Genomic DNA, 22,024 nt, shown 5'->3' on the forward strand with positions numbered 1-22,024 from the left:
ATGGCTGTATTAACAGCAATCACTCCTATTGAATACTTAAAAGGCGTCGGTCCGCAAAAAGCGGATGTGCTGAAAAAAGAATTGCAGATTTTTACGATCGGCGATTTGCTGGAGCACTATCCCTTTCGCTACGTGGATCGCACGCAATTTTTTAAGGTTTCGCAACTGGACGCATCAATGCTTGGCGCGCAAGTGCTTGGCCGATTAATGCTTTTACAAGAAGTGGGAGAAAAGCGTGCCAAGCGATTAGTTGGGCAATTCAAGGATGAAACCGGCATCATGGAGCTGGTTTGGTTCCAACAGATTGCTTGGCTAAAAAAAAGCCTGCAAGTGGGCAGCGCGTACGTTGTTTACGGCAAACCCACCGTTTTCAATGGTGCGATTTCCATCACGCACCCGGAAATGGAATTGTATCAAGCAAAGGAGAAGAAAATCGGCAATCAGACTTTGCAACCCGTTTATTCTTCCACGGAAAAACTCAAAAAATTCAATCTTGATACGAAAGGATTACAGAAGCTTGTTGCGCATGCGTTAGAAACCGTATTGTCTACATTACCAGACGATATTCCAGCATATATCCGGAAAGAACATCGGTTGATCGGTTTGCGCGAAGCGATGTTAGGGATCCATTTTCCGCCCGACCAAGCGAATTACGAACACGCCGTACATCGGTTGAAGTTCGAAGAACTATTTTGGATACAGCTTCGTTTGTTACGCAACAAACAAGTGAACACCAAAAAATATCGAGGCCACCGATTTACACAAGTTGGTAACCATTTCAACACATTTTTCAACACGCGATTGCCTTTTCCGTTGACCAATGCGCAAAAACGCGTGATGAAAGAAATTCGCATCGACACCAATACCGGAGCACAAATGAACCGATTAGTGCAGGGCGATGTAGGATCAGGAAAAACCGTTGTCGCATTGATGGCCATGTTGTTAGCGATTGATAACGGCTTTCAAGCTTGCATGATGGCGCCAACCGAAATTTTGGCCACCCAACATTATCACGGGCTCAAGGAATTATTGGGTGAAAATTTATGCGAAATAGCCCTTTTGACTGGTTCGACTCCGACCAAAGAACGTCGGCGCATTCACGAAAAGCTGGAAGATGGATCGCTACCAATTTTGATTGGCACGCACGCACTGATCGAGGATAAAGTAAGATTTAAAAACATTGGCTTTGTGGTCATTGATGAACAACATCGTTTCGGTGTGGAACAACGTGCGAAATTGTGGCGGAAAAATACTATTCCTCCGCACATGCTGGTAATGACCGCAACACCCATTCCGCGCACGCTGGCGATGACACTTTATGGCGATTTGGATATTTCCGTGATTGATGAACTTCCTGCTGGAAGGAAACCCATCAAAACGGTGCATTTCTTCGAAGGACAACGTTTGCGCGTTTTTGGTTTTATGCGCGACGAGATTAAAAAAGGACGGCAGATTTACATCGTTTATCCGCTGATCAAAGAGAGCGAAAAGCTGGATTTGCTGCATCTGGAAGCCGGATTAGAATACCTGATGCGCGAATTCCCACTGCCGGATTACCGCATCAGTATTGTCCACGGCAAGATGCCGGTCAAAGAGAAAAATTTCGAAATGCAACGCTTCGTAAAAGGCGAAACGCAGATTATGGTAGCCACAACCGTAATCGAGGTGGGCGTCAATGTGCCGAATGCTTCCGTGATGATCATTGAAAATTCGGAACGCTTTGGCTTGTCTCAGCTGCACCAACTTCGCGGACGCGTTGGCCGTGGTGCGGAACAATCCTTTTGTATCCTCATGTCGGGCGAAAAACTAAGTAAAGAAGGGCGTACGAGATTGCAAACGATGGTAGACAGCAACGACGGATTCAAGATTGCGGAGGTTGATCTGCAATTACGTGGCCCGGGCGATCTTTCTGGAACGCAACAATCCGGTGTGTTAGAAATGAAAATGGCCAACCTCAGCACCGATCAAGCTTTATTAACAGAAGTGCGAGAAACCATTCAACACATTTTTGCAGAGGACCCGGATTTGCAACAGCCATCACACCAACAATTACTTGCTAAACTTACCCAAAAAGGCCCAGCTATCGCTTGGGATAAAATCTCTTAAAAATAGGTATCTTTGTACTTTACAAAGTTGATAGGAAGAGATTAATGGCAAAAGAATCAAAAATATACGATACCGCCCCAAAACAAGAAACGGCCATTTTGGTCAGTGTCATTTCACAGGGCGTTTCGGAAGAAACAGCGCAAGAATACTTGGGCGAACTGGATTTCTTGGTGCAGACAGCGGGCGGAGTTGTAAAAGGCGTTTTTACGCAAAAATTAACAAAGCCTGATCGCGCTACATTTGTAGGATCGGGAAAGCTGGATGAGATTAAATCCTTTATTGAAGCGGAAGAAATTGATATGGTCGTTTTCGACGACGAACTATCGCCTTCGCAACTTCGAAACATAGAGAAAGAATTTAAAATTAAAATATTAGATCGTTCCAACCTGATTTTGGACATCTTCGCCAACCATGCGAAAACAGCGCAAGCTAAAACGCAAGTAGAACTGGCACAATTGCAATATTTGTTACCTCGCTTAACGCGTATGTGGACGCACTTGGAACGCCAGCGCGGTGGTATTGGTATGCGTGGTCCGGGTGAAAGTCAGATCGAAAGTGACCGTCGAATGATTTTGAACAAAATCTCTTTGCTGAAAGAGCGTTTGCAGCAGATCGACAAACAAAACGAAACGCAACGCAAGAATCGCGGAGAATTGATTCGTGTAGCTTTGGTTGGATATACCAACGTGGGTAAATCGACGATTATGAACTTGTTGTCGAAATCGGAAGTTTTGATTGAAAACAAGCTTTTCGCGACGTTGGACACCACGGTGCGTAAAGTGGTAATTGATAATTTACCTTTCCTCCTTTCCGATACGGTAGGATTTATTCGCAAGTTGCCACACCATTTGGTAGAGTGTTTCAAGTCGACGTTGGATGAAGTGCGCGAAGCGGATATTCTGATTCACGTAGTCGATATTTCACACGACAGTTTTGAAGATCACATTCTCGCGGTAAATGAAACGCTAAAGGATTTGGATGCGCTAGATAAGCCAATTCTTACGGTTTTCAATAAGATTGACGCATACAAACCTGCGGTACAAGAAGACGAAAACGGCGAAGAAATCAAAGTAACCTTGGATGATTTCAAGAATTCTTGGATGGCGCGTCATGCGGCACCTGCGATTTTCGTTTCGGCAACGGATAAAGTCAATGTAGAGGAATTCCGTACGAAATTGTATGAAATGGTTGGCGATCTTCACAGCGTTCGCTATCCATACAACAACTTGTTATACTAAGCTTAATTGGGTAGCGAAAAGGGGAACAATTATGCAGAGCAAAAAAACGGCTTTTTTGGATTGGGGATTGGTGGATTATCAAGAAGCTTGGGATCGTCAGGAAACCATTTTCAACGAAATATTGGACGTGAAATTGCAAAACCGAACGAATGGCACCGAATTACCCACTCCGAACTACCTCATTTTCACAGAACATCCACATGTGTACACGTTGGGAAAAAGTGGGCATTTGGAATATTTGTTGTTGGATGAAGAAGGCCTAAAAAAGCACGAAGCAACCTTTTATAAGATAAATCGTGGCGGCGATATTACCTATCACGGCCCCGGCCAAATCATCGGTTATCCGATCTTGGACTTAGACAATTTCTTTACCGATATTCATTTATACTTGCGCACGTTGGAAGAAGCAATTATTCTTACGCTGGCAGATTATGGCATTGTCGCCGGAAGATATCCGGGTTTCACGGGTGTTTGGATTGATGCGGATAATGAACGTGCGCGCAAAATCTGTGCGATGGGCGTCCGGGCTTCGCGTTGGGTGACGATGCACGGTTTTGCATTCAACGTAAATGCAGATTTGAACTATTTCAATCACATTGTTCCTTGCGGAATTGATGACAAAGATGTCACTTCTATGCAACGCGAGTTAGGTCATCAGGTGGATGTGGAGGAAGTGAAAACGAAACTGCGCGCACACATTGCCAATTTGTTCCACATGGAATTAAGTGCTGCAGCCGACACGACTGCAGACTTAAGCTAAGTTTTTCTAGATATCCAATTCCAACAAAACCGGACAGTGATCAGAATGCACCGCTTCGGAAAGAATACTGGACGCTTTGATTTGTGGCGCTAACGCTTCGGAAACCATATTGTAGTCGATACGCCAACCCAAATTTTTACCACGCGATCCAGCGCGATAACTCCACCATGTATAATTGTGCGGTTCCGGATTGAGGTGGCGGAAGGAATCTACGAATCCCGATTCGATAAATTGCTCCATCCATTCGCGCTCCTGCGGCAAAAATCCGGAAGTATTCGCGTTCGATTTCGGATTATGAATATCGATCGCACGATGACAGATATTGAAATCACCGCAAACTACCAATTTGGGTAATTCTTTGATCAAGTCGTTGGCGTAATTTTGGAAATCATCCAGAAAGCGATATTTAAAAGTTTGGCGGATATCTCCCGTTGTTCCCGAAGGGAAATAAACACTCATCACAGAAGCTTCGTCGAAATCCACACGAATCATGCGCCCTTCAAAATCATAATCTTCATGCCCACAACCGTAAGCGATATTTTTCGGCGTTCGGCGCGTAAAAATCGCTGTTCCGCTGTATCCTTTCTTTTGCGCCGGATACCAATAATGCTCATAACCCAGCTGTTCCAAGTACACCAATTCAGGCACTTGGTCCGGCGTAGCTTTGATTTCCTGAATACAAATTACATCGGGAGCGGTCGCTTTCAACCAATCTAGCCAACCTTTTTTTAATGCGGCGCGAATGCCGTTGACATTGTAAGTAACAATCTTCATGTGCTAATGCGTTCTTCGCTATTTCGTTTTAGGTTCGAGCGTATATTCCTGCGATGGTGCTTTCGAGAATATTCTCTTGAAAAATGATGGCTTTGGCACTTCGCCGAGCTCAATTTGCAATGCCTCATCGCGCGTTAACGTTCTCATAGCCATGCGTTCGTTCTTTACTGGTCGATCGCGATCATCCGTTTCTACTTTTGCAATATTATCGACTACATCCAAGTTGTTAATCAATTCACCGAATACGGTGTATTCGCCATCTAAATGCGGAACTCCTCCAACAGTGGTATATGTTTCGCGCTGCTGCGGCGTCAGCTTTTTCTTTAATCGCATCGTTTCCAACGAATCTAAACCAGCAGGCGTAAATACACGCCCTTGCACTAGGTAAAACTGCGATCCCGAGGATTTTTTTTCTGGATTGTTATCGCGCGCTGCGCCAATCGTTCCTTTTTTATGAAAAATAGTCGGCAAAATTTCGGCAGGCACTTCGTAACCCGGACCGCCCTCACCTAAGCTTTGCTTATCCACGGCGAACTTGGATCCCGGATCGCCTCCTTGAATCATAAATTGGTTAATCACGCGATGAAACAGCAGGGAATCATAATAACCGTCGCGTACCAAACGCACGAAGTTATCGCGATGAAGTGGCGTTTCATTGTATAACTTCAATGTGGTCGTTCCTTTGTCTGTTTTAATTTCCACATAATAATGTTGTGGCGTTTGGGCAACTACGGTAGTACACAACAAAACCGCAAGCAACAAAAAACCGTTTTTAAATAACTTGTGCATCTTCAAAATAATCTATAATTAAGGATTTCATAATTAATTCTTGCTCCAATAGGGTGTAATTCGGAATGGGTTTTACCAATTCCCAATGTGGCCAACCTTCTTCATCTAAGCCACTAAGTTCATAGAATCCCATTGCGCTGAACAAACGACAAGTAGCTATATGCATCAGCTCCTCCTTTTGTCTTTTAGAGAACTCTTGCGGACCTTTTCCTAACTCCTGCACGCCAATCAGAAATAGCACCACCTTGATATCTGGCAGATCCATATCGAATTGTTTGGACAACACTTGCTGCAAGTTTGCCCATTTGCTATTCACTTCTGCTGCTTTCATTATTTGGCTGTCTTTAGCTCTGCTTTCCAAGCTTCTACAAGCGTGCGTGCACGCCGATCAATCATTTCATATACAGGATCAAACAGCGTATCATCGAAATACGGATCCGGCACTTCGCCTTCCGGCAATAGCAAAGCGACTTTTGCCTTTTGCTCCTCCGATTCGGCTTGACGGATTACATCTTTGTAGTTCTGCTTATCCATCACTAAAATTTTATCGAAGCGATCAAACATAGATGGTTCGAACCATTGTGCTTGCTGCGTAGAAATATCTATGCCGTGCTTTTTTGCGGTGGCGATGGAGCGATGATGTGGCGCTTGTCCCACATGCCAATCTCCCGTTCCGGCAGAATCAACCTGCCAATCTAATCCCTCGTTGGATATCAATGTTTGCATAATACCGTGCGCCAAAGGCGATCGGCAGATATTACCCAAACATACCATAAGTATCTTCATTTTCGTTCGTATTCCCTGTATTTGGTATCGAACCGAAATTACTACATTATAGGGAGATATTATAATTGAGATGTGAGTATTGAGAAGTGAGATTTAAGTATTGCGAATCCGAGGAACGAGCGGTGGCGCTATCTTTTCAAACTTTTCTTGATAAAAGTTTGGCAAAATCAAGACTGCATTCCTTACTGCTATCCATCCGAAACAAATCCTAAACAAAAACAAACTCGCTGCGCTCAGACTGGTTTTTGTTCTTAACGGATTTCTTTCGTCCGGATGGACGCAGTCGGAACGCTAGGTCGGGATTCTCTAACGGCGACAAAACGTTAAGTAGATTTTTACGAACTAATAAAATGAGCCCTAGCTCATTCTCTCAAACAAAGAATTCTAACCGCGCGTTAACGCCTTCACATCTCAACTCTATGAGCTTTATCAACTCTATCAACAAAAAAACAACAAGGCCCTCCCGAATGGGAAGGCCTGTCTATTGGGATTGAACTATCTACTTACTATACTTTATTGCAACGGAATATTTACTTCGCGAATACTACCTCGTCTTGGTACTGCCACAATGCTGATCATATTACGCTTCGTACTACCCAAAGCACTTTCCACTTCATCTACATTATTTACCGGTTTGCCGTTAATTTCGGTAATCACCAATCCGGATTCGTACCCGAAATATTCGAAAAGTCCTCCACGGTGAACCTGAGCCACGACAACTCCAGAGTTAACTCCGAGCTCTTTTTTCTTCGCGTCATTTGCAGGAACAAAGCTAGCACCTAGTTTATTGAAAATCTCCGCTCCGCTCTTCGATCCCTCTTCCGAATCTTTCGATGCTTTGTTAATTTCTTCACCTTTTAAGGTTACCGTTACATCCTTCTCTTTACCGTCGCGCTTGTAGGTCAACTTAATTTTATCGTTAGGGCGTAATCTCGCTACGCGCTCTTGCAAATCCGACATGGATTCGATAGTACGACCTTCGATTTTTGTCAATACGTCACCACTGCGAATTCCGGCAGCTTCTGCTCCACCACCTTTGACCACGTCGCGAACATATAAGCCGTAATTTTCTTCAATTCCGAATTCCTTTCTAGCCGCCTCATTAATCTCAGTAAATGTTACACCAATATAACCACGTTTCACGCTACCGAATTCTTTAAAATCATCTAGTACCTTCTTCGCCAAATTAATTGGAATAGCAAACCCATATCCTGCGTAAACACCTGTCGGCGATGCAATCGCGGAGTTAATTGCCACCAATTCACCACGCGCGTTCACTAAAGCACCACCACTGTTTCCTCTATTTATCACCGCATCTGTTTGTATGAATGATTCGATTGCCGTGTTCACCATCTGCTCCTGCTGATTCTGTGGGTTACCAAAACCTCTTGGCATCTGCTGTTGCTGAGATTCACCTAGAATACCGATCTGACGACCTTTCGCACTCACAATACCTGCCGTTACGGTAGATTCCAAACCAAGGGGATAACCTACTGCCAACACCCATTCGCCCACCTGCACGTTATCCGAGTCGCCTAATTTTACAATTGGCAGATTGCTTCCGCTCACTTTAATTAATGCTAAATCCGTATTTGCATCGCGACCAATTACTTTCGCCTCAAATGTGCGCTTATCCGTTAATTTAACTTCAATTTTATCGGCATCTTCCACCACGTGATTGTTCGTGACGATATATCCATCAGGAGAAATGATCACCCCTGAACCCGAACCCACCGATTGACGCGGCTGTCTGCGTTCTTGCGGCATCCCGAAAAATTCTTCGAAAAGATCTCGGGGAGCACCGCCTCGCTGCGAACCTTTCGCCGTTGACGTTACGGTGATATGTACTACGCCCGGCGTAACTGCCGCAGCCGCTTGAGTAAAATCTGGGTTTCCAGTTGATGACAAAATTTCAGCACCCGGATTGCTTGCATAATATACCTTTTGTTGCTCTTCAAAAGTCATCCGATCCAATTGGCGGTTTTCAAAGAGCTTGTAGCCGCCCAGTGCTATTGCCCCTCCCACTGCCGCTATCAATAATGTTGCTCCTATTTTTTTCATAACACGTTTAATTGTTGAAATATTTGTAATTCTTACTATAATCGCTGTTATTCAGCTTAAGTCAAAAGTAATACCATGTGCCATGATGGTACAAGTTTTGTCAGTTAAATAATGTTAATCAGAATCGGTTGAAAACGGCTTTTAACAAGATTTAACCAAAACCATTTCTTTTGTAACAAGATTATTAAATTTGTAGCATATTTTAAAGGATATGAGCGTAAAAATTCCATTTTTCAAATATCAGGGTGCTGGCAATGATTTTGTATTAATCGACAATCGAAACGGCGATTTTGATGCCAATAATCATGAATTAGTTGCTAAGATGTGCGATCGTCGGTTCGGAATTGGAGCTGATGGATTGATGTTGTTGGAAGAAGGAAATAACGACGGGGAAACTACCGATTTCACGATGGTTTATTTCAATGCGGATGGGCAAATCGGCTCCATGTGTGGGAATGGTGGACGTTGCATTGTTGCTTTCGCACGCGATTTAGAAATCATAGCAGAAAACACTGTCTTTATGGCAGTTGATGGCATACATCATGCTTCTATCGAAGGCAATCAAGTGAAACTAGGCATGATCGATGTAGATCATTTCGAGAAAGATGGCGACGCATATATTTTGCAAACCGGTTCTCCACATTATGTGGATTTCGTTAAGGAACTTGCGCAAGTGGATGTATATCAAGCTGGGTATGCCATCCGAAATAACACGACGTATGCGAAAGACGGTATCAACGTAAATTTCGTGGAGAAGGAAGGCGATGCTTATTTCTGTCGTACCTTCGAGCGTGGCGTCGAAGATGAAACTTTCGCTTGCGGAACGGGCGCGACCGCAGTAGCTATGGCAGTTGCTTTAAAAGAAAATCGCGAGGGGCATCAGGACATTCCAATTCGCGTTCTAGGCGGACAATTACGCATATCCTTTGACAAGCAAGATCAAAAATTCCGCAACGTTTTCTTACACGGCCCGGCACAACAAGTATTTCGCGGAGAATTTTAATCTGTAATCGCAGAATAGTATATTAGTGGTCTTTTTTCGAGCAAGTACCACTAATGTTTCCATGCAGCAAGTTGATTCCGCACTTCCGTTTCGTCTGATCTATTCTTTAGGAGAGCACCCGTATTTGGGCTATCTGATTGAACCGCACGTCGTACAATTAAACGGAAATGGTTCACTTTCGCTCACCTACAAACGGGTATTCAGCAATACGGTGGAAGAATATGCTTCTTCGCTTTCTACAGATGATTTGGAAATCATCGGCTTGTTGGATGAAATCGAGCAAACGAACATCATTAAGCGTTATCACAAAAAAGCGATCCGTCCTGCGGATTATTTCAGCCTACATTTCGATCAGAAAATCTTTCAATTCATCAGACCGAAAATTGAGCAGCGCTTATTGAAAGTATTGGCGAAGCTTGCCGACAAACCGCTCTATTTAATGAGCAAGAAAGATGGTTATCCGGCCGAAAAGCAAATAAATATGGCCACCGAGCCGGCATCCGTTCTCTTCCATTTTCGAAGAAACGAAACTGAAACACGCTATTTTCCGACGTTGAAATACTGCGGTCATCGCATGGAGTTTATGTTCAAGGATGCGGAAGTGATCGTGCAAGAACAAGCTTGGCTTTTGCTTGAAGGCACATTATATCATTTTGATCAACCGCTGGATGGCAAAAAATTAAGCCCATTCTTAAACAAGCGTTACATATCTGTTCCACGAAGCACGGAAAAAAAGTATTTCGAAACTTTCGTTGGGAATCTCATCGAGCGCCACCACGTGTATGCGGAAGGTTTTGAAATTAAAACCCTAAAAGAAGAAGCTACACCAATTCTGACGATTCGCGGAGCGGAAGACCAACAACCGCAAATCGAATTGAGCTTCCAATATGGCGAATATCATTTTCCACCCAGCGTCGAACGCCCGGTAACGGTGCACTTACAACACGATGAAGCTGCCGATGCATATACATTTACGAGAATAAAACGTTCCGTAAAATGGGAACAAAAGCAGGAAGCGATTTTGGCGGAGCTCGGGCTGCAAACTAAAGATCGCTTGTTCGGCTCCTTTGACGTGGCACCTCCGTCCAATTCTCGACACGCTGTTTCCACTCTAGAATGGATCAGTACACATATTGAGCAATTGAAAGAATTAGGCTTTAAGATTGAGCAACAGACCGGAAGCAAGAAATTCTACATGGGAAGGGCCAGCTTGGATCTGAGCGTGGAAGAACAAAACGACTGGTTCGACTTAAAAGCCTTCGTCACCTTTGGATCCTACAAAATTCCGTTTATTCAACTGCGTGATCATATCCTGAATCGTGTTCAGGAGTTCAAACTGCCGAATGGAGAGATTGCGATCATTCCTGAAGCTTGGTTCGCGCAATATGAGCACCTGTTTCATTTTTCTACCGATAAAGATGGACTAAAATTGAGCAGAATGCACGTCGGCATTCTCCAGGAAATTAGCGAACACACCATTGTTTCTTTCCAACGAAAATTGGAGAAGTTGCATAGTTTCGAAGAAATTGAACAAGTCCCTCCGCCGGAACAATTCAAAGGCCAACTACGTCCGTATCAACAGGCTGGTTACAACTGGTTTCAGTTCTTGCAACAATATCGTTTTGGCGGAATTCTGGCCGACGATATGGGTTTGGGGAAAACCGTACAGACGATTGCACTTTTGCAGCGACAAAAAGAAAACCGACAAACGGGCGAATCGGCCATTCCATCGTTACTGATTTTGCCAACTTCCTTGCTGTACAATTGGCAAAAAGAGGCTGCGCGTTTTGCGCCTAAGCTTCGTGTGCTCATCCATACCGGATACGCTCGAACAAAAGATTCTTTTGCTTTCAGTCACTTCGATTTAATTATTACGACCTACGGTATTGCACGAAGTGATGAAGGTTTGTTCAGCAAGTTTTTCTTCGATTATATCATTCTCGACGAAAGTCAACATATCAAGAATCCGAGTTCAAAATCTTTCAAAGCGATCAAGAATTTCAAGAGTAAACATCGCTTGGCGTTAAGCGGAACACCGATCGAAAACTCGGTGGCTGATCTTTGGACACAAATGCATTTTACGAATCCAGGCTTGCTAGGAAGCTATCGTTATTTTCAGGAAGAATTTGTTATTCCAATCGAGAAGAAGAAAGATGAAGATCGCGCGCAGCGCTTGCAGGCCATGATTAAGCCCTTTGTTTTACGTCGAACGAAAAATCAGGTAGCGACGGAGCTGCCATCGAAAACCGAGCAGATTATTTATTGCCCGATGAACGATAAGCAGCTGAAATTATACGATAAAACGAAGTCAGCGTATCGAAACGTTTTGTTGGACGGTCCGGCACCGGGCGAGCACAATCAACTCACCTTATTGCAAGGTTTGATGAAGCTACGCCAACTGGCCAATCATCCGCAAATGGTGGAAGAAGATTATGCCGATGGATCAGGTAAGTTCGACACCGTATTGGAAATGCTGGAGTCCGTGCATGCAGAAGACAGCAAGATTTTGATCTTTTCGCAGTTTGTGAAACACCTCGATATTTTCCGTCAGCATTTCGATAAGAGGAATGTCAAATATGCTTACCTCGATGGTGGTACAAAAGATCGCGAAGCGGCGGTGAATCAATTTAAAAACGATTCGTCCACACGCATCTTCTTGATTTCTATAAAAGCCGGCGGTGTAGGTTTGAATTTGACGGAAGCCGATTATGTCTTTATCCTTGATCCGTGGTGGAATCCGGCCGTCGAACAACAAGCCATTGACCGCAGTCATCGCATCGGACAAAAACGCAATGTTTTTATTTATCGATTTATCAGTAAAGATTCGGTGGAAGAGAAAATTGTAGCGTTGCAGAATAGAAAGAAAAAGCTTTCTTCTGCATTGATTACCACAGAAGAAAGCTTTGTAAAATCGTTGACTCAGGAGGATCTGAGCGTATTATTGATGTAAACTATTTATAAAGAATACGGAACTTGATGGTGTTTTCGACACTTTTCAATTGCTTCAGCATTTCCTTATCGTAATGCGCATCCACATCGGTAATCGCATATCCCAAATCACCTTTGGTCATCAGAAACTGAGAAAAAATATTCACCTCATTTTCTGCGTAGACGGCGTTGATATTTGCCATCACACCCGGCACATTTTTATGAATATGAATCAATCGATGCGCGCGTTTTAACTTGGGTAGAGTTAAAGGCGGAAAATTGCGGCTCAAATACGTATCGCCGTTATTAATGAAATCCGCCATGCGACGTGGAATGAATTCGGCGTTGCGCTTTTTATTGCGCTTATCATCGAAGATAACCACGCCGTTTTCTGCACATAAACTCCGCGAAACATGTCCTTTCACATCGCCTAAATAGCCGACCACTTTAAGCTTGTTTGCTCTGCGTAGTTGATCCGCGTCGATATCGACATCGTTCCCCAACAGCAACATACCGACATCTTTAACATATTTTTCTTCAAACTGATCTTTGATGCGAATAGAAAATCCATCGCTCTTTAATATTTCCGATGCGATTTTCGGCACGTCGCCAATCACCAAACAAAGGATGCGATTTTTAGGATATGATATCGCACGTGGCAAATCATTGACGTACAGAAACTCATCAAAGCTTGGCGTTACGTGGTCAGCCTTTTCGGTAACTGACTTGCGCGCAATATTTTCGGTGAAGGCGTAAAAGCGCTCGATTAAACCCGATTCCTTTAATTGGAAATCAGAATAACCATCTCCGATACCAAATATGCGGCCTTCAATATTCAGCTCTTTCAGCAACTTCACCTTTCCGCCTTCGTCGGAAAGCGGGTTTGTGTCGTCGTACCCCGTGATATTTCCTTCCTCATCGAACAGGAAGGTATTTGCATAAATATTTTCGGTTTTGATGCCATAAGGCGCCACCACCGGCGTGATGAATTCCTTAAAACCACCAGAAACGATCCAAGCTGTATCCGCATTCGCCTGAAAGAAAGCACGATTACGATCAAAAGATTTGGAAACCTTCTTCTTCAGATGCTTAATCAACAAATCCAAGTGTTGTTTATTTGCTTTCAGCAAACGAATACGTCCAGTCAAACTTTCGCGGAAAGAAATCTTTCCTTCCATCGCTAAGTTGGTAAAACGTTCGATTTCGCGGTAAACAGTTTCTTGATCGGGACTTCCTTCCAAAGAGATTCTGGCCAACTCGTCCAGCGCTTCCACCTGCGTGAAAGTGCTATCGAAGTCGATGATGTAATAATTCTTCACAGCAAATATTTATGTTTGGGCGTAATACGCCTGATATACATTTTTCAAGGTTTCGGCAACGGGACGGAATTGATGACCAGTCAATTGCAAAATTTTGGAATTGTCGTACTGTAACATTTCCGATGCTGCGCGTGCCGCATCTTTAGTCAAAGCCGATGGTCGTCCGGAGAACCACGTTTTCACTTTCGCCAAACGCCAAGCTATAGACAGCAAAGTTCGCCCCGCCTCGATACGCGGCGCCGACTTGCCCATTAATTCGCTAATGCTAACTAGCAGTTTTTTTGACGAAACATTCTCACTATTCAAGATGAAGCGCTCGCCATGCACATCAGCATCCATTAACTGCATCATCATCGAAGCAACGTCCTCTACATCTACGATACCGACAGATCCTTGCGGATAAACGCTAAGTCCTTTCAGTACTGTATCAAAAATAGCATTAGCAGCTACCTTTCCTGTGCCTAAACCAACGCCCATGATAATGGATGGGTTTACAATGACGGCATCCAATCCTTCCACCACACCGCGCCAAACTTCCATTTCCCCATCATGTTTAGCCCGGGAATACACGGACGTTCTTCGGGTCGTTTCCCATTTTGCCTCTTCGTTTAAAGGCTGCCCATTTTTATTAGGTCCAAGCGCAGCGATGGAGCTTACATGCACCAAACGAGCATTGTTTTCCAAGCAAAGGTTAACGATGTTCGCAGTACCTTCTCGATTTACTTTAAACACCGCTTTGGCATCGCTAGGTTGGGAAGATATCTTTGCTGCACAGTGAAACACTTGAGTGATACCCGCAAACACTTCTTCCAATGCAAAATAATCGTTCAAATCGGCGTCTAACCATTGCACCAAAGACGAACTCCTTAACGCTTCCGGAATTAATGATTGCTCTCGCTTTATCGCGATCACACTGTGACCTGCATCCGTTAGCTGTTTGATCAATACTGATCCCAAGAAACCCGTTCCGCCAGTGACTAAAATCATCCTCCAATTAGGTGTTTAACATTGCTTTGTTCAAAAGTATAGTAATTCTGCATGGTATGCAAATGCTTATTTCCTGCCAAAAAAGCAAAGGAATAAATGCATCTTTGTGCTAAATATAACAATACATGACATTAGCAGATTTTTTTCAGCCAATCGCATTGACGGAAATTACGTCTACGCCGCACTACCTCCAATCCCAACTTGGCAATACTATCGTGCGTTATGAGCAAAGTTTTCCGGACTTAGATGACGTGGAAACCAAACCACATCTAGCGATTGTAGGCGTAGAAGAAGATCGAGCATCAATAAATAATCGGGGAACAGCGAAGGCACCGGATGCAGTGAGAGAGCATTTGTATGCATTGTATGAAGGCGATTATTCGTTACGAATTGCCGATTTGGGGAACATCAAATCTGGAGCTCGCATTCAGGATACGTATGCTGCATTGAAGAATGTAGTAGAAGAATTAGTAAAAAAAGAAATTGTGCCGATTATCATCGGTGGCGGACAGGATCTAACCTACGCGCAGTACACCGGTTACGAAAACTTAGAACAGAAAGTGGAAGTTGCGGTGATTGATTCACGATTCGATTTGGATCAGGAAAGTGACGAGCATACTCCCCTAAACTCAAATACGTATTTAAATCATATCATCCTGCATCAGCCGGATTACTTATTTAGCTTAAGCAACATCGCGTATCAAACGTATTTAGTGAGTAAGGAATCGATCAACATGTATAATAAGTTGTTCTTTAACACGATGCGCATTGGTGCAATAACTGGCAAGTTGGATCAATCGGAACCTTTAATTCGCGCAGCGGATATGGTTAGCTTCGACATGGGTGCGATTCGCGCTTCCGAAGCAGGAGGAAATGCGAACGCTACGCCAAACGGCTTGTATGGCGATGAAGCTTGCCAGTTGGCTCGTTATGCAGGAATGTCCGACAAATGTTCGTCCGTAGGATTTTACGAGTTTAACCCAACATTCGATCCGATGGGACACAGCGCAATGTTGGTTGCCCAAATGATTTGGTGCTTCTTGGATGGGTTCTATTCCCGTAAAGGCGATGCGCCGATGTATCCAAAATCCAATTACATTATTTACCGTACCACGCTGGAAAGCGATGATTACGAATTGGTTTTTGTGAAAAGCAAAAAATCAGATCGCTGGTGGATGCAGGTTCCTTATTTCGGTAGCAAATCCGTGAATGAACGTTTCTTTCTAGTGCCTTGCCGATATGAAGATTATCAATTAGCGGTGGATGGCGAAATGCCTGATCTTTGGTGGCGCACCCATCAGAAGTTGCAGTAGGTTAAGTAAGACTGCCGCGTCGTACCTCCTCGCAGTGACGTAATTTGTTATGATTACTATCCAAAACCGCGTCTTTGCGAACCCGAGGGACGAGTGGTGAAGCAATCTTTTCAAACTTTTTTTGATAAAAGTTTGGCAAACCACGAAGTGCTGAGCGAAGCTAAACAAACTCGCTGCGCTCAGACAGGTTTTTGTTCTCAACGGATTTCTTTCGTCCGGATGGCCACAGTCAGAACGCTAGGTCGAAACTATTTGCCATCATCGTAAGTTTGTGTTAAATGATTTAGATTAGACTTGACAGAATATAATTTTGTCAGTTGACTTAGATCCAGCTAAGAGAAGGAATAAGACTTTTACCCGTCATTGCGAACCCGAGGAACGAGCGGTGAAGCAATGTTGGGGTGCGTGAATCTTAAAATATGGTCAGATGATTGGTTTTCTTCGAAGCTGCCTTCGGCGGTTGTCGTACCTCCGCGCAATGACGAGGTTGGGCTAAAGTAGCTAATCTTTAAACCGCCAGCCATCCATCTTCGTAAAATGCCGCCTTAGCGGATTAGTGATTGTAAAGTCCTCCCAATACGCACTACCCAAATCTAATATCTAACCACTAATATCTCAATACTAACATCTAACTACTAACATCTCCATACCACTTTAATACCCCCTCGCTACATCATCGCCACGCGGATCGGCGCCGGTTTGCAGTTTTCCGTTTGGCAATACAATAATATTCTCTACGCGTCCGATATTTCCGCGTTTTTCAATCTCGTATCCACTTAGCTTCAAGCTATTGCGGGTATTTGCATTGATCGCATTATCTTCCACATCGATTTGATCGGGTAGCCATTGGTGGTGGAAACGCGATGCAGAAACTGATTTCTGTGCATCCATGCCATAATCAATCACATTCGTAATCGTTTGGAAAACGGAAGTGATAATCGTAGAACCTCCAGGCGTTCCGACTACCATAAATAATTTGTTATCCTTTTCTACAATCGTCGGTGTCATGGAACTCAACATTCGCTTGTTGGGTGCAATTGCATTCGCTTTTCCGCCGACTAAACCATACAAATTGGGCACACCAGGTTTCACGGAAAAGTCGTCCATTTCGTTATTCAACAAAAATCCAGCGCCTTTTACCCAAACGCCTGCGCCGTACGAACCGTTCAACGTTGTCGTCATGGAAACTGCATTTCCGGCTTTATCGACGATGCAATAATGTGTGGTTTCTTCCGATTCATAACCTTCGAAAACCGACGCTGAAACATCGTTGCTTGGCGTAGCTTTATTGAAATCAATCGCTTTCATGCGCGCTTTGTTGCGCTGGTCATCCATCAATTCCTTCAACGGCACGCGGTGGAAATCCGGATCACCCATGTGCGTTGCACGATCCGCATAAACGCGACGCTCCGCTTCCACAATCACGCGAACAGCCGAATCGCTCTGAAAACCCCAGCGCTGCAACGGAAAAGGTTCCACCGATTGCAACAGTGCAATAAGCGCGGCTCCACCACTTGATGGCGGCGGCATAGAAATAATACGGTGATTGCGGTATTCGCCTTCAACGGGCTTACGCCAAACCGCTTGATAATTGGCCAAATCGCTTTTGGTCATAATTCCGTTTCCACGACTCATTTCTTCCACAATGTAATCTGCCGTTGCGCCTTTATAAAAGCCATCGCGCCCTTTCTCGGCAACTAATTCCAAGGTATTCGCTAATTCCTCTTGCTTAAACACATCGCCTTCTTTCCAAACTTCTTGACGAATGATCGCCGCACCTTGCGGATTTAGTTTCGCAAACTTTTCTTGATGATTGTTAAATTCATCCGCTTGCATTTTCGTGATAGCGAATCCTTCTTTTGCTAATTTAATCGCAGGCGCAACCAATGTTTTCCATTCCAACGATCCGTATTTTTTATGCGCAGCAACCATTCCGGCCACTGTTCCCGGAACGCCGGCAGCCAACTGACCATCCAAGCTCAACTCCGTAATAGCATTTCCGGCAGAATCCAAATACATATCCTTATCCGACTTTGCAGGTGCCTTTTCCCGATAGTCCAATGCATCTACCGCGCCATCCTCACCCCGATACACCATGAATCCGCCACCGCCAATATTTCCGGCATTCGGATAAACCACCGCCAAAGCGAATTGCACCGCAATAGCTGCATCGATCGCATTTCCACCGTCTTTCAAAATCTGTACGCCGACATCGGAAGCCAATGGATGCGCTGTCACGACCGCACCATGTTCAAATTCATTATCATTCGCCGATTTTGGTGCATGTTCCGTATTCTGGCATGCGCTGAAAAGCAAGAAAGCGATCAGCATCTGCGCTACTATTTTTCTATATATCATGGTTGTTCGTGATTATTTTAATTTTTCGTTATTAGCATGACGGTCCGCATCGCGATTTGTTTTCTTTTCCAAATTCTTGTGCAAAGCATCGGTTAAACTAATCCCCGTTTGATTGGCCAAACATATCAGGACAAACAGCACATCCGCCATCTCATCTGCCAAGTTCACATCTTCGTCCGACTTTTTGAAAGATTGTTCGCCGTACTGCCTCGCCATAATGCGCGCCACCTCGCCGACCTCCTCCATCAGCATCGCGGTATTCGTCAATTCATTGAAATATCGAATTCCCGTCGTATTGATCCATTGATCTACTTTTTCTTGTGCTTCTTGAATAGTCATATATCCTGATTGTCGATTTAGAAATTGTCTTTATCCTGTGTATTCATTATAATAGTTACCGGCCCGTCGTTCTCCAAATTAATTTTCATATCCGCACCGAAAACACCAACTTCTACGGGCTTTCCCAAAATTGCCGAACAGTGCTTAATCATACCCTCATACATCGGTTTGGCTTTATCCGGTTTCGCCGCGCGGATAAAAGATGGTCGGTTTCCCTTTTTGGTTTGTGCAAATAAGGTGAACTGAGAAATCAATAATAATCCGCCATCGACATCTATAAGCGAACGATTCATCAAACCTTCTTCATCCGAAAAAATCCGCATGTTGCAGATTTTCGCTGCCAGCCATTCTGCATCCACATCGCTATCGGCATCTTCCACTCCCAATAAAACCAACAAACCTTGCTGTATTTCTCCGGTGATGTCACCTCCTACCCGACAGCCTGCATAGTTGACGCGCTGAATAACTGCTCTCATGCGCTAAAATTAGGGAATTTACAGCAAAAGTTGGACGACAAAATGCTGACAGCTTGGCACGTGATCGGATCAGAAATCTGTCATCATTTGGGTGGGCTTATGTAAAATTGTCGCCAAAATATACAAATCCTGCTTTGGCATAATTGGTGTTACCCCAAAAGGGTAAACGTAAAAAACATAAAATAAACAAGATAATTATGGCTTTAAGTATCAAACCTATCGGAGACAGAGTCGTTGTTGAGGCGGCACCAGTCGAGACAAAAACTGCGTCAGGAATTTACATTCCTGAAACTGCACAAGAAAAACCTTCTCAAGGAACCATCGTAGCAGTAGGTTCAGGCAAACCTGAAGAACCTTTGACAGTACAAGTTGGCGACAAAGTATTGTACGGTAAGTATGCTGGTACAGAAATCAACTACGAAGGAAAAGAGTATTTGATCATGCGTGAGTCGGATATTTACGCGGTACTGTAAGTTTAGATTAATAGATTATTAAAGTTTAAGACGAATAGACAATGTCAAAACAAGTAAAATATAATGTTGAAGCGCGTGAAGCTCTTAAAAAAGGAGTTGATACGTTAGCAAATGCGGTTAAAGTTACTTTAGGACCAAAAGGTCGTAACGTGATTATCGAAAAGAAATTTGGTTCTCCTGCGATCACTAAAGATGGTGTTACTGTAGCGAAAGAAATCGAATTGAAAGATGCGTTGGAGAACATGGGTGCGCAGATGGTGAAAGAAGTAGCGTCTAAAACAGCTGATCAAGCTGGTGACGGTACAACTACGGCTACTGTATTGGCACAAGCCATCGTTGCTCCAGGTATTAAATCGGTAGCGGCTGGCGCGAATCCAATGGATTTGAAACGCGGTATCGATAAAGCAGTTTCTGCAGTTGTTGGCAACTTGAAATCACAATCTCAAGTAGTTGGTCAAGACAACAACAAAATCAAACAAGTGGCTTCTATTTCTGCAAACAATGACGATGTAATCGGTTCGTTGATCGCTGAAGCGATGGAAAAAGTAGGTAACGATGGTGTAATCACTGTTGAAGAAGCAAAAGGTACTGAAACTGAAGTAAAAACAGTAGAAGGTATGCAATTCGACCGCGGCTACTTATCTCCATATTTCGTAACGAATTCTGAGAAAATGGAAGTTGAGTTAGAAAACCCATACATCTTGATCTACGACAAGAAAATCAGCAGCATGAAAGAATTGTTGCCAATCTTGGAGAAACAAGTACAAACGGGACGACCACTTTTGATTATTGCGGAAGATTTAGATGGTGAAGCATTAACTACTTTAGTTGTTAATAAAATTCGTGGATCCTTAAAAATCGCTGCTGTTAAAGCACCAGGATTTGGTGATCGCCGTAAAGCGATGTTACAAGATTTAGCAACTTTAACTGGTGGAGCAGTTATTTCATCTGACGAAAAAGGCAATAAACTGGAAAGTGCAGAATTAGAGTTGCTTGGTCAGGCAGAAAAAGTAACTATTGATAAAGACAACACGATTATCATCAACGGTGCTGGTAACGCAGAAGATATTAAAGCTCGCGTTGGTCAAATTCGTTCTCAAATCGAAACGACTACTTCAGATTACGATCGCGAGAAATTGCAAGAGCGTTTAGCGAAACTTTCTGGTGGTGTTGCCGTTCTTTACGTTGGTGCAACTACCGAGGTAGAAATGAAAGAGAAAAAAGACCGCGTTGACGATGCATTGCACGCAACTCGTGCTGCTGTTGAAGAAGGTATTGTTGCTGGCGGTGGTGTTGCTTTCATCCGTGCTACAGAAGCGTTAGCAAACCTTAAAGGCGACAACGAAGATGAGAACATCGGTATCGACATTATCCGTCGCGCGATTGAAGAACCTCTTCGCCAAATCTGTTTCAACGCAGGTATCGAAGGTGCTGTAATCGTTCAGAAAGTGAAAGAAGGAACAGCAGATTTCGGTTACAATGCTCGTACAGATGTGTTCGAAAACTTAATTGGTGCTGGTGTTATCGATCCAACTAAAGTTTCTCGTGTAGCATTGGAAAACGCTGCTTCTGTAGCTTCTATGTTGTTGACCACAGAATGTGTATTGGCAGATGAGCCAGAAGAAGCTGGCGCTGCTGGCGGCGGCGCTCCTGCTGGTATGCCAGGTGGCATGGGCGGCATGATGTAAGCCAACAATTAAAATTTAAATACGAACCCCGGATGTCTGAGAAGATATCCGGGGTTTTTTGTTAAAATTAGAAACATATATGAACGACATGACCTACTAGATTACGTGTACACCATTAACACTTAAGAATTTTACCATCTCCTCGCTCATCCCTTCTAAAACCTCATTTTTTTTTCGGAAACCGTATTGACCCATCAAGTGCAAACGTTTGTATGGCATCATATTTCCGTATCGGAAATGCTTAGTATAAAACCTGTTAATCCGCTCTAATATAAAGCCTTCGGCCTAAATACGATTAACTTGACTAATGCGTGAACTGGAACTCAGCAATTCCCAAACCTACAGTGTATCGTAAAAATCCGCTATTCTTATCGTTGTGTCTGCGGTAGACAATCCGATCGAAAACATGATAAACCACTAATACAGATGAAAAACGAACTACCTACTCATGATATAAGCAATTAGGAGCTAAATTTTCGTCCTATATCACTATATTTTCGATAAGCTGTACTAGGTAAAAGATAGATTATATTTAATTTTAAGTGTATGATAAAAAACTATCCAAGCTTTATTTCTTCATGTTTGCACAAAAATTAAATCTATTAAAGAAGTAGTCTTTATTTTAT

The 22,024-nt window shown here is 43.5% G+C and carries 19 protein-coding genes; 8 read left to right on the forward strand and 11 right to left on the reverse strand.

The annotated features are described in order from the left end of the window. Genes recG through lipB form a run of 3 tightly spaced genes read left to right on the forward strand, consistent with a single transcriptional unit; the run spans position 1 to position 4,104 of the window. The gene (gene recG, locus ACFSQ3_RS04430; RefSeq protein ID WP_380867881.1) at positions 1-2,106 is read left to right on the forward strand and encodes an ATP-dependent DNA helicase RecG; all 2,106 of its coding nucleotides are present in this window, start codon (positions 1-3) and stop codon (positions 2,104-2,106) included. Positions 2,107-2,150: 44 nt separating this feature from the next. Beyond that, positions 2,151-3,344: a GTPase HflX gene (hflX, locus tag ACFSQ3_RS04435; protein ID WP_380867883.1), complete on the forward strand. Its 1,194-nt coding sequence runs from the start codon at positions 2,151-2,153 to the stop codon at positions 3,342-3,344. Positions 3,345-3,375: 31 nt separating this feature from the next. Further along, complete coding sequence (gene lipB / locus ACFSQ3_RS04440) at positions 3,376-4,104, forward strand: lipoyl(octanoyl) transferase LipB (protein WP_380867885.1); 729 nt, start codon at positions 3,376-3,378, stop codon at positions 4,102-4,104. Positions 4,105-4,110: 6 nt separating this feature from the next. Here lipB and ACFSQ3_RS04445 read toward each other — a convergent pair whose 3' ends face one another. The 5 genes from ACFSQ3_RS04445 to ACFSQ3_RS04465 all read right to left on the reverse strand — a co-directional run bounded on the left by ACFSQ3_RS04445 (position 4,111) and on the right by ACFSQ3_RS04465 (position 8,514). After that, entirely contained in the window at positions 4,111-4,878 is a 768-nt protein-coding gene (locus ACFSQ3_RS04445) for an exodeoxyribonuclease III (protein WP_380867888.1), read from the reverse strand. 18 nt (positions 4,879-4,896) lie between these two features. After that, positions 4,897-5,667, reverse strand: a complete 771-nt coding sequence (locus ACFSQ3_RS04450; protein ID WP_380867890.1) for a peptidylprolyl isomerase — start codon at positions 5,665-5,667, stop codon at positions 4,897-4,899. Further along, complete coding sequence (locus tag ACFSQ3_RS04455) at positions 5,651-5,998, reverse strand: hypothetical protein (RefSeq protein ID WP_380867892.1); 348 nt, start codon at positions 5,996-5,998, stop codon at positions 5,651-5,653. The genes ACFSQ3_RS04450 and ACFSQ3_RS04455 overlap by 17 nt, the downstream gene beginning before the upstream one ends. Continuing rightward, on the reverse strand, positions 5,998-6,453 hold the full coding sequence (locus tag ACFSQ3_RS04460) for a low molecular weight protein-tyrosine-phosphatase (RefSeq protein ID WP_380867893.1): 456 nt from the start codon (positions 6,451-6,453) through the stop codon (positions 5,998-6,000). Before ACFSQ3_RS04460 ends, ACFSQ3_RS04455 begins: the two co-directional genes overlap by 1 nt. 513 nt (positions 6,454-6,966) lie before the next feature. Further along, positions 6,967-8,514 (reverse strand): Do family serine endopeptidase, encoded by a 1,548-nt coding sequence (locus tag ACFSQ3_RS04465; protein ID WP_380867895.1) that lies wholly within the window; start codon positions 8,512-8,514, stop codon positions 6,967-6,969. Positions 8,515-8,725: 211 nt separating this feature from the next. Here ACFSQ3_RS04465 and dapF point away from each other — a divergent pair, with 211 nt between their 5' ends. Then, positions 8,726-9,517 carry a diaminopimelate epimerase gene (dapF, locus tag ACFSQ3_RS04470; RefSeq protein WP_380867898.1) on the forward strand — a complete coding sequence of 264 codons (792 nt, stop codon included), beginning with the start codon at positions 8,726-8,728 and terminating at the stop codon, positions 9,515-9,517. Between the two features lie 61 nt (positions 9,518-9,578). Beyond that, positions 9,579-12,467 carry a DEAD/DEAH box helicase gene (locus ACFSQ3_RS04475; protein WP_380867900.1) on the forward strand — a complete coding sequence of 963 codons (2,889 nt, stop codon included), beginning with the start codon at positions 9,579-9,581 and terminating at the stop codon, positions 12,465-12,467. 1 nt (position 12,468) lies between these two features. Here ACFSQ3_RS04475 and ACFSQ3_RS04480 read toward each other — a convergent pair whose 3' ends face one another. Both ACFSQ3_RS04480 and ACFSQ3_RS04485 read right to left on the reverse strand, forming a co-directional pair. Then, positions 12,469-13,764 carry an HAD-IB family phosphatase gene (locus ACFSQ3_RS04480; protein ID WP_380867903.1) on the reverse strand — a complete coding sequence of 432 codons (1,296 nt, stop codon included), beginning with the start codon at positions 13,762-13,764 and terminating at the stop codon, positions 12,469-12,471. A 9-nt stretch (positions 13,765-13,773) separates the two neighbouring features. Further along, entirely contained in the window at positions 13,774-14,751 is a 978-nt protein-coding gene (locus ACFSQ3_RS04485) for an NAD-dependent epimerase/dehydratase family protein (RefSeq protein WP_380867905.1), read from the reverse strand. Between the two features lie 125 nt (positions 14,752-14,876). Here ACFSQ3_RS04485 and ACFSQ3_RS04490 point away from each other — a divergent pair, with 125 nt between their 5' ends. Continuing rightward, positions 14,877-16,064, forward strand: a complete 1,188-nt coding sequence (locus ACFSQ3_RS04490) for a formimidoylglutamase (protein WP_380867907.1) — start codon at positions 14,877-14,879, stop codon at positions 16,062-16,064. 654 nt (positions 16,065-16,718) lie between these two features. On the opposite strand, the gene ggt is transcribed toward ACFSQ3_RS04490, so the two are convergent. Genes ggt through dtd form a run of 3 tightly spaced genes read right to left on the reverse strand, consistent with a single transcriptional unit; the run spans position 16,719 to position 19,237 of the window. Then, positions 16,719-18,422, reverse strand: coding sequence for a gamma-glutamyltransferase (ggt, locus tag ACFSQ3_RS04495; protein WP_380867909.1), 1,704 nt, complete (start codon positions 18,420-18,422; stop codon positions 16,719-16,721). Between the two features lie 12 nt (positions 18,423-18,434). Beyond that, on the reverse strand, positions 18,435-18,761 hold the full coding sequence (locus tag ACFSQ3_RS04500; protein ID WP_380867912.1) for a nucleotide pyrophosphohydrolase: 327 nt from the start codon (positions 18,759-18,761) through the stop codon (positions 18,435-18,437). A gap of 17 nt (positions 18,762-18,778) precedes the next feature. After that, positions 18,779-19,237, reverse strand: coding sequence for a D-aminoacyl-tRNA deacylase (gene dtd, locus ACFSQ3_RS04505; RefSeq protein ID WP_380867914.1), 459 nt, complete (start codon positions 19,235-19,237; stop codon positions 18,779-18,781). Positions 19,238-19,434: 197 nt separating this feature from the next. On the opposite strand from dtd, the gene ACFSQ3_RS04510 reads away from it, so the two are divergent. Together ACFSQ3_RS04510 and groL are read left to right on the forward strand one after the other, a co-directional pair. Next, positions 19,435-19,710 carry a co-chaperone GroES gene (locus tag ACFSQ3_RS04510; protein WP_380867917.1) on the forward strand — a complete coding sequence of 92 codons (276 nt, stop codon included), beginning with the start codon at positions 19,435-19,437 and terminating at the stop codon, positions 19,708-19,710. A 41-nt stretch (positions 19,711-19,751) separates the two neighbouring features. Then, positions 19,752-21,398, forward strand: coding sequence for a chaperonin GroEL (groL, locus tag ACFSQ3_RS04515; RefSeq protein WP_380867919.1), 1,647 nt, complete (start codon positions 19,752-19,754; stop codon positions 21,396-21,398). Between the two features lie 96 nt (positions 21,399-21,494). On the opposite strand, the gene ACFSQ3_RS04520 is transcribed toward groL, so the two are convergent. Further along, on the reverse strand, positions 21,495-21,620 hold the full coding sequence (locus ACFSQ3_RS04520; RefSeq protein ID WP_380867921.1) for a hypothetical protein: 126 nt from the start codon (positions 21,618-21,620) through the stop codon (positions 21,495-21,497). Positions 21,621-22,024 lie beyond the last annotated feature (404 nt).

Source organism: Sphingobacterium corticis (assembly GCF_042684745.1).
Taxonomy (GTDB): Bacteria; Bacteroidota; Bacteroidia; order Sphingobacteriales; family Sphingobacteriaceae; genus Sphingobacterium; species Sphingobacterium corticis.